Annotated in this window: 13 protein-coding genes; all 13 read left to right on the plus strand. The window is 41.7% G+C overall.

The window, feature by feature from the left end; translation table 11 throughout:
• Positions 1 to 91: 91 nt before the first annotated feature.
• The 13 genes from fapR (at position 92) to BA81_RS09530 (ending at position 12232) form a co-directional block, all read left to right on the plus strand.
• Positions 92 to 658: a transcription factor FapR gene (gene fapR / locus BA81_RS09470; protein ID WP_034281755.1), complete on the plus strand. Its 567-nt coding sequence runs from the start codon at positions 92 to 94 to the stop codon at positions 656 to 658.
• A 15-nt stretch (positions 659 to 673) separates the two neighbouring features.
• Positions 674 to 1672, plus strand: coding sequence for a phosphate acyltransferase PlsX (plsX, locus tag BA81_RS09475; protein ID WP_034281756.1), 999 nt, complete (start codon positions 674 to 676; stop codon positions 1670 to 1672).
• A gap of 15 nt (positions 1673 to 1687) precedes the next feature.
• Positions 1688 to 2632 (plus strand): ACP S-malonyltransferase, encoded by a 945-nt coding sequence (gene fabD, locus BA81_RS09480; RefSeq protein WP_034281758.1) that lies wholly within the window; start codon positions 1688 to 1690, stop codon positions 2630 to 2632.
• Positions 2632 to 3375 carry a 3-oxoacyl-[acyl-carrier-protein] reductase gene (fabG, locus tag BA81_RS09485; protein WP_024424196.1) on the plus strand — a complete coding sequence of 248 codons (744 nt, stop codon included), beginning with the start codon at positions 2632 to 2634 and terminating at the stop codon, positions 3373 to 3375. Before fabD ends, fabG begins: the two co-directional genes overlap by 1 nt.
• A gap of 81 nt (positions 3376 to 3456) precedes the next feature.
• Positions 3457 to 3690 carry an acyl carrier protein gene (gene acpP, locus BA81_RS09490; RefSeq protein WP_008344853.1) on the plus strand — a complete coding sequence of 78 codons (234 nt, stop codon included), beginning with the start codon at positions 3457 to 3459 and terminating at the stop codon, positions 3688 to 3690.
• Between the two features lie 181 nt (positions 3691 to 3871).
• Positions 3872 to 4615, plus strand: a complete 744-nt coding sequence (gene rnc, locus BA81_RS09495; RefSeq protein WP_034281759.1) for a ribonuclease III — start codon at positions 3872 to 3874, stop codon at positions 4613 to 4615.
• 105 nt (positions 4616 to 4720) lie between these two features.
• Complete coding sequence (gene smc, locus BA81_RS09500; RefSeq protein WP_034281761.1) at positions 4721 to 8281, plus strand: chromosome segregation protein SMC; 3561 nt, start codon at positions 4721 to 4723, stop codon at positions 8279 to 8281.
• Between the two features lie 21 nt (positions 8282 to 8302).
• Positions 8303 to 9289 (plus strand): signal recognition particle-docking protein FtsY, encoded by a 987-nt coding sequence (ftsY, locus tag BA81_RS09505; RefSeq protein WP_034281762.1) that lies wholly within the window; start codon positions 8303 to 8305, stop codon positions 9287 to 9289.
• Positions 9290 to 9432: 143 nt separating this feature from the next.
• Positions 9433 to 9765: a putative DNA-binding protein gene (locus BA81_RS09510; RefSeq protein WP_012009935.1), complete on the plus strand. Its 333-nt coding sequence runs from the start codon at positions 9433 to 9435 to the stop codon at positions 9763 to 9765.
• Positions 9766 to 9778: 13 nt separating this feature from the next.
• A complete protein-coding gene (gene ffh / locus BA81_RS09515) occupies positions 9779 to 11119 on the plus strand; it encodes a signal recognition particle protein (RefSeq protein ID WP_034281763.1) in 1341 nt (446 codons plus the stop codon).
• Positions 11120 to 11224: 105 nt separating this feature from the next.
• Positions 11225 to 11497 carry a 30S ribosomal protein S16 gene (gene rpsP / locus BA81_RS09520; protein WP_008344841.1) on the plus strand — a complete coding sequence of 91 codons (273 nt, stop codon included), beginning with the start codon at positions 11225 to 11227 and terminating at the stop codon, positions 11495 to 11497.
• The gene (locus BA81_RS09525; protein ID WP_024424192.1) at positions 11497 to 11742 is read left to right on the plus strand and encodes a KH domain-containing protein; all 246 of its coding nucleotides are present in this window, start codon (positions 11497 to 11499) and stop codon (positions 11740 to 11742) included. Before rpsP ends, BA81_RS09525 begins: the two co-directional genes overlap by 1 nt.
• Positions 11743 to 11845: 103 nt before the next feature.
• The gene (locus BA81_RS09530; RefSeq protein WP_024424191.1) at positions 11846 to 12232 is read left to right on the plus strand and encodes a YlqD family protein; all 387 of its coding nucleotides are present in this window, start codon (positions 11846 to 11848) and stop codon (positions 12230 to 12232) included.
• The last annotated feature ends 5 nt before the right edge of the window (positions 12233 to 12237 follow it).

Raw genomic sequence — 12237 nt, forward strand, 5'->3', positions numbered from 1 at the left:
TTGTCTTTTTGAAACAAGGATTGATTTATCATCTATGAGATTATATACTACTATTAGTACCTAGTCATAAATGTACGGATGGTGTCTGCATATGAAACTAAATAAAAAAGAACGTCAAAAGCTTCTCCAGCAAACGATCAGCTCGACTCCATTCATTACTGATGAAGAATTGGCAAGTAAATTCGGTGTCAGCATACAAACGGTTCGTCTTGATCGTTTAGAGCTGTCGATCCCTGAATTACGCGAAAGAATTAAGTATGTGGCCGAAAAGACATTAGAGGATGAAGTGAAGTCACTTCCACTGGATGAAGTGATTGGAGAAATGATTGATGTAGAGCTTGATGACCAAGCCATTTCCATTTTAGAAGTGAGAAAAGAGCATGTATTCAGCCGAAACCAAATTGCCAGGGGACATCATCTCTTCGCCCAGGCAAATTCGCTGGCAGTTGCCGTCATCGACGATGAACTGGCTTTGACAGCAAAAGCGAATATCAGGTTTACAAGGCAGGTTAAACAAGGCGAAAGAGTTGTCTCTAAAGCCAAAGTAGCCTCACATGATAAAGAAAAAGGAAGAACCGTAGTTGAAGTAAACAGCTATGTTGGTGAGGAAGTTGTCTTCTCAGGTGACTTCGTCATGTATCGCTCAAAACAAAAGTAAAAGGTGGCACGTAATATGAGAATTGCAGTCGATGCAATGGGGGGAGATCATGCCCCTAAAGCCATTATTGACGGTGTGCAAAAAAGCTTAACAGCATTTTCAGATATCGAGATTACACTTGTCGGCGATGAAAACAAAATCAAACCATACATAACAAACAACGATCGCATCACGATTTTAGATGCAAAAGAAGTCATCGAACCGACGGATGAACCAGTGCGTGCAGTTAGACGTAAAAAGGATTCATCTATGGTGAAAATGGCGCAGGAAGTATCCGAGGGACGAGCAGATGCCTGCATCTCAGCAGGAAATACTGGAGCCCTAATGACAGCTGGACTGTTTATCGTAGGCAGAATCGACGGTATTGACAGACCGGCACTTGCCCCAACTTTGCCAACACTGGATGGCAGCGGCTTCTTATTACTAGATGTTGGTGCCAACGTTGATGCTAAACCAGAACATCTCGTGCAATATGCCATGATGGGATCAATCTACGCAGAGCGTGTCTTCCCAAAGAGCAATCCGCGTGTTGGACTGTTAAATGTAGGAACAGAAGATAAAAAAGGCAACGATTTAACGAAAAAAACCTTTGAATTATTAAAAGCATCAGACTTGAATTTCGTAGGAAATGTAGAGTCTCGTGACTTATTAGAAGGTGTTGCTGACGTTGTTGTCACAGATGGTTTCACAGGAAATATTGCGCTTAAAACAATTGAAGGCACAGCCCTTTCTGTATTTAAAATGCTGAAAGAAACATTAACATCCAGTTTTACAGCAAAAATAGCAGCAGGCATGATGAAGCCGAAATTAATGCAGATGAAATCTAAAATGGATTACTCCGAATATGGCGGTGCCGCATTATTTGGTTTAAAGGCACCTGTCATTAAAGCGCATGGCTCCTCTGATGAAAATGCCATTTTCCATGCAATTCGTCAGGCGCGTGATATCGTAGAAAAAGACGTTTCAGCCATCATTCATCAAGAAGTCCAAAAAGAAACGACGAATGAGTCTTAATGGAGGTAAAGCAGCATGACTAAAATTGCATTTTTATTCCCTGGCCAAGGCTCTCAAAAAATTGGCATGGGAAAAGATTTATTTGACCAAGAAGCAGTATCTAAAGCTGTTTTTGAAGAAGCAGACAAGACCCTCGGGTTTGACTTATCTTCTATGATTTTTGAAGGGGATGCAGAAGAACTGACGCTCACCTTTAACGCGCAGCCAGCTCTTTTAACGACAAGCATCGCCATCTTAAAGAAATTTGAAGAGAGCGGAATCAAAGCAGATTATGCAGCAGGACACAGTCTTGGTGAATACACTGCCCTCGTTGCAACAGGCGCACTTTCGTTTAAAGATGCTGTTTATGCAGTCAGAAAGCGCGGAGAGTTAATGAATGAAGCTGTCCCAGCAGGAGAAGGCGCCATGGCGGCGATTCTCGGCTTAGACAAAGCGGCACTTTTAGAAGTGACAAAAGAAGTGACAGAAAGCGGTCATCTTGTAGAACTCGCTAACTTAAACTGTCCTGGTCAAATCGTGATCTCTGGTACAGCAAAAGGGGTAGAACTTGCTTCAGAGAAAGCGAAAGAAAAAGGCGCAAAACGTGCAATTGCCCTTGAAGTGAGCGGACCTTTCCATTCTGCATTAATGAAACCAGCCGCTGAAAAATTTACGGATGTTTTGTCAAAGCTGGATGTTGCGGATGCGAAAACACCGGTCATCTCAAATGTAACAGCAGACATCGTGACTTCCCGAGATGAAATTGAGACAAAACTGATTGAACAACTGTATTCTCCTGTTCGTTTTGAAGAAAGTGTGGATCGCCTTATTGATTTAGGCGTCACAACATTTATTGAAATTGGTCCTGGCAAAGTGCTTTCAGGTCTTGTGAAAAAAGTGAATCGCCGCCTGACGACGATTTCCGTTTCAGATCAAGAAACAATTGAAGCAGCCATTCAAACATTGAAGGGGGATTCTTGATGCTTACAAATAAAACAGCCGTTGTAACAGGAGCATCACGCGGGATTGGCCGATCCATCGCGATTGATTTAGCGAAAAGTGGTGCAAATGTTGTCGTGAACTATTCTGGAAACGAAGCAAAAGCAAATGAAGTCGTAGATGAAATCAAAGCACTCGGCCAGCAGGCATTTGCTGTGAAAGCTGATGTCTCAAATGCTGAAGAAGTACAAGCCATGATGAAACAAGCGATTGATACCTTTGGTTCAATTGACATTCTTGTGAATAATGCAGGGATCACAAAGGACAACCTGCTCATGAGAATGAAAGAGAATGAATGGGATGATGTCATTAACATAAACTTAAAAGGTGTTTTTAACTGTACAAAAGCTGTGACACGTCAAATGATGAAGCAAAGAAGCGGAAGAATCATCAATTTGGCTTCAGTCGTTGGTGTGTGTGGAAACCCTGGACAAGCAAACTATGTTGCAGCAAAAGCTGGCGTCATCGGATTAACGAAAACAACAGCAAAAGAGCTGGCAACTCGTCACATTACAGTTAATGCAGTAGCACCAGGCTTTATTTCAACAGATATGACAGACAAGCTTGATGAAAATGTACAGACGGAAATGCTCAAGCAAATTCCGCTCGCACGCTTTGGTGCACCTGAAGATATTAGCAACGTCGTTGTCTTTTTAGCTTCAGAAGGAGCAGGTTATATTACAGGCCAAACCATCCAAGTAGATGGCGGAATGGTCATGTCCTAAGAAATATCAAAATTTCATTAGGTTTTCTCTAGTTTTTTAAAAACAATTCAACTATAATACTTTGAGGGGAGGTGAAAGGCAATGGCAGACGTATTAGAGCGTGTATCAAAAATTATTGTAGACCGCCTTGGCGTTGATGAGGCTGACGTGAAAATGGAAGCTTCATTTAAAGAAGATTTAGGCGCTGATTCCCTTGATGTAGTTGAGCTAGTTATGGAACTTGAAGATGAGTTCGATATGGAAATTTCTGACGAAGATGCTGAAAAAATTGCAACAGTCGGTGACGCTGTGAACTACATAAATAACCAGCAATAAGTGTAACAAAGTCCCGTCTACTTTTGACGGGACTTTGAAAATTTATGTTAGTTTCAACACATTCAGCTGATCAATTGTCAGCCTTTTTCAGATGCTGGGAGCAATGTTTCCCTGCATGTAGAAAGAGAGACTCCATATATTCAGTATCCTTAAAGGCGATTACGCCTACCTGGAGGTTGCTATGCCAAAACAATATAAAGACAAACAGAAACAGAGCAAAAAACTAGAGCAATTTAGAGAATTCCAGCAGCGCATTTCTGTACAATTTAAAAATGAAAAGCTTCTATATCAAGCCTTTACCCATTCCTCTTATGTGAATGAACACCGGAAAAAGCCATACGAGGATAATGAAAGACTTGAATTTTTAGGAGATGCTGTTTTAGAATTGACCATCTCTCAATTTTTATTTGCAAAATATCCAGCGATGAGCGAGGGAGATTTAACGAAACTAAGAGCGGCGATCGTATGTGAACCGTCACTTGTATCACTAGCACATGAGCTGTCCTTCGGAGACCTTGTTCTTTTAGGAAAAGGCGAAGAAATGACAGGCGGCAGAAAACGCCCAGCACTCTTAGCGGACGTATTCGAGGCGTTTATCGGTGCACTTTATTTAGATCAGGGGCTTGAGCCGGTTGAACGTTTCCTAGAAGCGTACGTCTATCCGAAAATTAACGATGGAGCATTCTCGCACGTCATGGACTTTAAAAGCCAGCTGCAAGAATTTGTACAGCGCGATGGAAAAGGTGTGCTCGAATACCGTATCCTGCATGAAAAAGGGCCTGCACATAACCGGGAATTTGAAGCAAATGTATCCCTTCGAGGTGAAGTGCTCGGAATTGGAAATGGACGCTCTAAAAAAGAAGCAGAACAGCACGCTGCACAGGAAGCACTTGCTAAATTGCAGAAACATCATATGAACCAATAAAATCCCCCTCGTTATTCAGGGGGATTTCACTCTGTTTTCCATCATCTTTTTTCACTTCATATGGTAAGATGATAGTACTTTAAATACATAAGGAGGATCACTCTCATGTTCCTCAAACGTTTAGACGTGATAGGATTCAAATCATTTGCACAGCGAGTGACCGTGGACTTTGTTAAAGGGGTCACAGCTGTGGTTGGACCAAACGGGAGCGGCAAAAGTAATATTACCGATGCTATCCGCTGGGTACTTGGAGAACAATCAGCGAAAAGCCTCCGCGGAGGAAAAATGGAAGATATCATTTTTGCAGGAAGTGACTCAAGAAAAAGAGTCAATCTAGCAGAGGTGACTTTAACATTAGATAACGAAGATCACTTTTTACCGATCGATTTTCACGAAGTCAGTGTGACAAGAAGGGTCTATCGCTCAGGAGAAAGTGAATTTCTCATAAACAATCAATCTGTCCGCTTAAAGGATATTATTGATCTTTTCATGGATTCAGGTCTTGGGAAGGAAGCTTTTTCAATCATCAGCCAAGGAAAGGTAGAGGAAATTCTATCAAGTAAGGCAGAAGAGAGAAGAAGCATCTTTGAAGAAGCGGCTGGCGTTTTGAAATATAAAACAAGAAAGAAAAAAGCCGAGAATAAACTGTTTGAAACGCAGGACAACTTAAACCGAGTAGAAGATATTCTGCATGAACTAGAAGATCAAGTAGAACCATTAAGAATGCAAGCATCCATTGCAAAGGACTATTTGCAAAAAAAAGAAGAGCTTGAAAATGTCGAAATCGCCCTAACTGTCCATGACATCGAAGCACTTCATGAAAAATGGACAACACTTGGTGAAGCAGTCGAGCGCTTCAAACAAGATGAAATGAAGCAGTCTACAGATATCCAAGCAAAAGAAGCCAAAATTGAAGAGTCAAGAGACCGCATTCAAGCGCTTGACGAATCAATTAATGATCTGCAAGAAGTTCTTCTTTTCACAAGTGAGGAATTAGAAAAGCTTGAAGGAAAAAAAGAAGTGCTAAAAGAGCGGAAAAAAAATGCGGCCGCAAACCAAGGACAGCTTGAAGAAACGCTCGTTCGTTTAACTGAAAAGCAAGCGCTGTTAACCGAAAAGATTGAGCAGCAGAAAATCACGCGTGACAGCCTGCAAAAAGAAGTGCAGCAGCTAAAAGATGAAGTGAACACAAAGCAGCATCAACTGTCGCTTCATAGTGAAGATGTGGAAGGTCAAATTGAACAGCTGAAAAGCGATTATTTTGATCTGCTTAATGAACAGGCTTCCATCCGTAATGAACGTAAATTACTAGAAGAACAGCAGCGCCAAGCAGCGATGCAGCTAGAGCGGCTGACGCAAAATAACCAAAAACATATCGAAGAACGAGTGTCTGTTAAAGAAAAGAAAACAGAAGCTGAGCAGCAGCTTTCAGCACTGGAAGAAGACATTCTAGCTCAAGTAAAACGCTTTAGAGAAGCAGAACAAAAGCTTGAGCAAATGAAACGTCAATACGAGAAAAAAGAAACGGCTCTTTACCAAGCCTATCAATACGTACAGCAGGCAAAATCCAAAAAAGAAATGCTTGAATCCATGCAGGAAGACTTCTCAGGCTTTTTCCAAGGAGTGAAAGAGGTCTTAAAGGCAAAAGAACGGTTAGGCGGTATTCATGGTGCCATTGCAGAGCTGATTCAAACGGATCAGCAGTATGAGACATCGATTGAAATTGCGCTGGGTGCAGCCACGCAGCACGTCGTTACAGAAAATGAAGCAGCTGCGAGACAAGCGATTGGATACTTAAAGCAGCATTCCTTTGGACGTGCAACCTTCCTGCCAATGAACGTGATCAAAGAAAGAACCATTCAGCTCAGAGATGTTCAAACAGCAGAGCAGCATGCTGCATTTATCGGCGTAGCGAGTCACCTTGTTTTCTTTGACGAAAAGTATCAAAAGGTGATTCAGAATTTGCTTGGAACTGTGCTGATCGTTAGAGACTTAAAAGGCGCCAATGAACTGGCGAAAATGCTTGGACATCGTTACCGTATCGTGACTCTTGATGGAGATGTCGTAAACCCCGGCGGTTCAATGACCGGTGGCGGCGTAAAGAAAAAGAACAACTCTCTTCTTTCAAGAAACCGGGAGATCGAAACGTTAACAAAGCAGCTCGTTGAAATGGAAGAGAAAACAACGATCCTTGAAAAAGAAACAAAAGAAACGAAGCAATTGATCGGAGCAAACGAAAGCCAATTAAACGAACTGCGTCAGCGCGGCGAAACGCTTCGTGAAAAGCAGCAAGATCTCAAAGGGAAGCTATACGAACTGCAAGTTGCAGAAAAAAATATCAATGCTCATCTTGAACTCTATGATCAAGAAAAAGAAGAATTGCAGCAGCGTTCTACTGAACTCGCGGAGAAGGACAAAAAGCAGGTCGCTCTTGAAGCCTCTATAGGTGAGAAACTGACGGCTCTTGATCAAGAAATCAATACATTAACAAAGCGTAAGCAGACGCAAAGCTCAACGAAAGAAACCATTTCTGCTGAATTAACTGAGCTGAAAATCTCGCTTGCCAAAAAAGAGCAGTCCTTAGCGAATGAACAAGAAAAGCTTTCGAGCTTAATGGCTGAATTAGAAGAAGCTGAACAGACGCTGATGGAAACAAAAGAAGATCTGTCACTCTTAACAAATGAAATGTCATCTAGTTCAAGCGGAGCCGAACAACTGGAAGAAGCGGCGAAAGAGAAGCTGGAAAACAAAAACAAAACAACCGCACTCATTTCAGAGCGCCGTAAGCAGCGTCTCGCTCTTTCTGAAACATTAGAATTCGCTGAACGTGAGCTTAAAGAACAAAAACGTTTGTATAAGCAGCTCACCACAAGCTTAAAAGATGAAGAAATTAAGCTTGGCCGTATGGAAGTCGAGCTCGATAACCTGATCGCTTATTTGAACGATGAATATGCTCTTTCATTTGAAGGAGCAAAAGAGATGTATCAGTTGACGTTATCGCCAGATGAAGCAAGAAAACGAGTGAAGCTGATCAAACTAGCCATTGAAGAGCTTGGAACAGTAAACTTAGGCAGCATTGACGAGTATGAACGTGTGAATGAACGCTATCTTTTCTTAACAGAACAGCGAAATGATCTGACAGAAGCGAAAAATACATTATTCCAAGTCATCGAAGAAATGGATCAAGAGATGACAAAGCGTTTCTCTGAGACATTCTCTCAAATCCGCGGGCACTTTGAATCTGTTTTCCAAGCATTATTTGGCGGCGGAAGAGCAGATCTTAAACTGACAGATCCAAATGATTTACTCAACTCTGGCGTTGATATTGTCGCGCAGCCGCCAGGGAAAAAACTGCAAAACTTAAGCCTTCTTTCAGGCGGAGAGAGAGCCTTAACAGCGATCGCTTTACTATTCTCTATCTTAAAAGTGAGACCTGTTCCATTCTGCGTGTTAGATGAGGTAGAAGCGGCGCTTGATGAAGCAAATGTTTTCCGTTTTGCGCAATATTTAAAGAAATACAGCCAGGAAACACAGTTCATTGTCATTACGCACCGCAAGGGAACAATGGAAGAAGCCGATGTGCTCTACGGCGTGACGATGCAGGAGTCAGGTGTTTCTAAGCTTGTATCTGTCAAACTAGAAGAAACGAAAGAGCTTGTCCAGTAATTAAAGGAGGTTTTTGAACCAATGAGCTTTTTTAAGAAATTAAAAGAAAAATTTACGCAGCAAACCGATACAGTATCAGAAAAGTTTAAAGATGGACTCGAAAAAACGAGAAACTCCTTCCAAGGAAAAGTAAATGAACTGATTTCCCGCTACCGCAAAGTCGACGAAGACTTTTTTGAAGAGCTGGAAGAGGTTCTGATCGGCGCTGATGTCGGTTTCACAACTGTGATGGAACTGATTGATGAGCTGAAAAAAGAAGTGAAATTAAGAAACATTCAAGACCCAAGCGAAGTACAAGCGGTCATTTCTGAAAAACTGGTTGACATCTACAATAGCGGAGAGGAACAAATCTCTGCTCTGAACATTGAAGACGGGCGTTTGAATATCATTTTATTTGTAGGCGTCAACGGTGTTGGAAAAACAACGACTATCGGCAAACTTGCAAACAAGCTGAAAAATGAAGGGAAATCCGTCATTTTAGCAGCAGGTGATACGTTCCGTGCCGGTGCCATCGAGCAGCTTGAAGTGTGGGGAGAACGTTCAGGTGTTCCTGTCGTCAAACAAACAGCAGGCTCTGATCCAGCAGCGGTGATCTATGATGCCGTTCAATCAGCAAAAGCGAAAAATGCGGATGTCCTCATCTGCGATACAGCAGGAAGACTTCAAAACAAAGTCAACTTGATGAAAGAGCTGGAGAAGGTCAAGAGAGTTATTGAACGCGAGGTTCCAGATGCACCTCATGAAGTATTGCTCGCTCTTGATGCGACAACGGGTCAAAACGCAATGGCACAAGCTAAGGAATTTTCTAAAGCGACAAATGTGACAGGGATTGCCTTAACAAAGCTTGACGGTACTGCAAAAGGCGGAATTGTTCTTGCGATTCGAAATGAGCTGAACATTCCTGTGAAGCTTGTCGGTTTAGGTGAAAAGGTGGACGATCTGCAAGAGTTTGATGCAGAATCGTATGTGTATGGATTATTCTCAGACGTAATTGATCAACAAGACTAACAAAAAAATGCCGGCAAATCTGCTGGCATTTTTATTTATGCGTAGCTTCATGAAGTGACAAGATAAAAACTTGACACACAGAAGAGAACCGTGTAAACTTAGTTGATGTAAAGGGAATGAACTTAACAAAGGGGAGAGAGCCCATGACGCTTGAAAAAACAACGAGAATGAATTACTTGTTTGACTTCTATCAATCGTTGTTGACCGCAAAGCAAAAGAGCTACATGTCGCTTTACTACCTAGACGATTTTTCCCTCGGTGAAATTGCGGATGAATATGAAGTATCAAGGCAGGCTGTTTATGATAATATTAAACGGACTGAAGCGATGCTTGAACAATATGAAGAAAAGCTGCTCTTGTTTAAGAAATTTAAAGAGCGTAAAGAACTTCTCAAAAAAATGAGAGAGCTTGTAGCTGATTCTGCGCAAACAGAAGAAGCAGAAGCTTTAATTGAATCGCTTGAGAAATTAGATTAGGAGGCGGCACAGTATGGCATTTGAAGGATTAGCCGACCGACTGCAGCAGACGATTTCAAAAATCCGCGGCAAAGGAAAAGTGTCAGAACAAGATGTAAAAGAAATGATGCGCGAGGTACGCCTTGCCCTTCTTGAAGCTGACGTCAATTTTAAAGTAGTCAAAGACTTTGTGAAAAAAGTAAGTGAGCGGGCAGTTGGACAAGAGGTCATGAAAAGCCTTACCCCTGGACAGCAGGTCATTAAAGTTGTAAAAGAAGAACTCACTGAATTAATGGGCGGAGAAGAGAGTAAGATCGCTGTAGCGAAAAAATCTCCAACAGTCATTATGATGGTTGGTCTTCAAGGGGCAGGTAAAACAACCACAACAGGGAAGCTTGCCAATTTACTTCGCAAAAAACATAATCGCAAGCCGATGATGGTAGCTGCTGATATTTACCGACCAGCAGCGATCCAGCAGCTTCAAACGCTTGGGAAACAGCTTGATATGCCGGTGTTTTCATTAGGTGATCAAGTCAGCCCTGTCGAAATTGCCAAACAGGCAATTGAAAAAGCGAAAGAAGAACACCATGATTATGTCATTTTAGATACAGCAGGACGTCTTCATATCGATGAAGAATTAATGGATGAACTTCAGCAAGTAAAAGAAGTAGCAAATCCAGAAGAAATTTTCCTAGTTGTTGACTCTATGACAGGTCAAGATGCTGTCAATGTCGCGAAAAGCTTTAATGAACAGCTTGGTTTAACAGGTGTCGTTCTAACAAAACTAGACGGTGATACAAGAGGCGGTGCAGCACTTTCTATTCGAGCTGTCACCAATACGCCGATTAAATTCGCTGCACTAGGAGAAAAGCTTGACGCGATTGAACCATTCCATCCAGAGCGGATGGCATCAAGAATTCTTGGCATGGGAGATGTGCTCACGCTGATTGAAAAAGCACAGGCAAACGTCGACCAAGATAAAGCGAAAGAGCTTGAGCAAAAAATGCGGACAATGAGCTTCACGCTCGATGATTTCCTCGAGCAGCTTGGCCAAGTTCGAAATATGGGTCCACTTGATGAACTGATCCAAATGATGCCGGGAGCCGGTAAAATGAAAGGGCTCAAAAACGTCCAAGTAGACGAAAAGCAGCTCAATCATATCGAAGCGATCATTAAATCAATGACGACCGAGGAAAAAGAACAGCCAGAGGTCATCAATGCAAGCCGAAGAAAACGGATTGCAAAGGGAAGCGGAACATCTGTACAGGAAGTCAATCGCCTTTTAAAGCAATTTGATGAAATGAAAAAGATGATGAAGCAAATGACCAACATGTCCAAAGGAAAGAAAAAGGGCTTTAAATTACCATTTATGTAATTGGTTATACATGATAAAACCGTTGTTAAGAAAAAACACTTTACAAACCCTTTTATCATTGTTAATATACTATCTTGTTGAAATATTTTCGGAGGTGCTAGTAAAATGGCAGTAAAAATTCGTTTAAAACGTATGGGAGCAAAAAAATCTCCTTTCTATCGTATTGTTGTAGCAGATTCTCGTTCACCACGTGACGGTCGTTTCATCGAAACAGTTGGAACTTACAACCCAGTGGTATCACCAGCTGAGGTGAAAATCAACGAAGAATTAGCGCTTAAATGGCTTCAAAATGGTGCGAAACCATCTGATACAGTTCGCAATCTTTTCTCAAGCCAAGGAATTCTTGAAAAATTTCATAATGCGAAAAACAGCAAATAATGAATGAGCTGTCCTTGGAAGAATTGATTGTGTCCATCGTCGAGCCACTTGTTGATTTCCCTGAAGATATTCACGTATCTTCATTAGAAAAAGATGAGCAGGTGATTTACACACTGTCTGTCAATGCTGAAGATACCGGAAAAGTGATCGGAAAGCAGGGACGTACAGCAAAAGCGATACGAACAGTCATTTTTGCAGCAAGTGCAGAGTCTTCTAAGAAAGTTCAACTTGAGATTGCTGACTAAAAAGGGAGAGGGCTTAGGACCTCCCCTTTTTTTACACGTTTAAATCTATTTTTCGTTATACTGTAGAGGACAAATGCCTTCGGATAGGGGGACAAAAAGGAAGATGCAGATCATTCAACATGTCACCGTGATGCAAGTATTAACTGAAAGCAGTAAGGACAAACTGTTAACGACTTTTTTGGAGAAAAAAGAAAGACTAGAACGTGAATGCAATCAACTATATTTTCAACTAAAAAAACATGAAAAAGAACCACATCAGCAAGAAGCCATCCCTCAATTTCAAAAAGCGATCGATAAAAGGCAAGAGAAGATCCGGCAAATTGATTTTCAAGTAGAGCAGCTGCATATTTTGCCGCTTGGAAGTGAAATGAAAGAAACAGAAGTGGATGCACTGGTTGAAGTAAAAATAGGTGATAAATGGGATGACAAGATGCAAGATAATGTCATCGTCGTGAAAGACGGCACCATTGTGGAAATACGTCAGGGGTGATTGAG

This window comes from Bacillus safensis FO-36b (assembly GCF_000691165.1).
GTDB lineage: Bacteria > Bacillota > Bacilli > Bacillales > Bacillaceae > Bacillus > Bacillus safensis.

Excerpts from the sequence above, each read along its gene's own strand:
- ftsY (WP_034281762.1), top strand. The coding sequence starts at position 8,303 with ATGAGCTTTTTTAAGAAATTAAAAGAAAAATTTACGCAGCAAACCGAT.
- rpsP (WP_008344841.1), top strand. The coding sequence starts at position 11,225 with ATGGCAGTAAAAATTCGTTTAAAACGTATGGGAGCAAAAAAATCTCCT.
- rnc (WP_034281759.1), top strand. The coding sequence starts at position 3,872 with ATGCCAAAACAATATAAAGACAAACAGAAACAGAGCAAAAAACTAGAG.
- fabD (WP_034281758.1), top strand. The coding sequence starts at position 1,688 with ATGACTAAAATTGCATTTTTATTCCCTGGCCAAGGCTCTCAAAAAATT.
- BA81_RS09530 (WP_024424191.1), top strand. The coding sequence starts at position 11,846 with ATGCAGATCATTCAACATGTCACCGTGATGCAAGTATTAACTGAAAGC.
- acpP (WP_008344853.1), top strand. The coding sequence starts at position 3,457 with ATGGCAGACGTATTAGAGCGTGTATCAAAAATTATTGTAGACCGCCTT.
- ffh (WP_034281763.1), top strand. The coding sequence starts at position 9,779 with ATGGCATTTGAAGGATTAGCCGACCGACTGCAGCAGACGATTTCAAAA.
- smc (WP_034281761.1), top strand. The coding sequence starts at position 4,721 with ATGTTCCTCAAACGTTTAGACGTGATAGGATTCAAATCATTTGCACAG.
- BA81_RS09510 (WP_012009935.1), top strand. The coding sequence starts at position 9,433 with ATGACGCTTGAAAAAACAACGAGAATGAATTACTTGTTTGACTTCTAT.
- fabG (WP_024424196.1), top strand. The coding sequence starts at position 2,632 with ATGCTTACAAATAAAACAGCCGTTGTAACAGGAGCATCACGCGGGATT.
- fapR (WP_034281755.1), top strand. The coding sequence starts at position 92 with ATGAAACTAAATAAAAAAGAACGTCAAAAGCTTCTCCAGCAAACGATC.
- BA81_RS09525 (WP_024424192.1), top strand. The coding sequence starts at position 11,497 with ATGAATGAGCTGTCCTTGGAAGAATTGATTGTGTCCATCGTCGAGCCA.
- plsX (WP_034281756.1), top strand. The coding sequence starts at position 674 with ATGAGAATTGCAGTCGATGCAATGGGGGGAGATCATGCCCCTAAAGCC.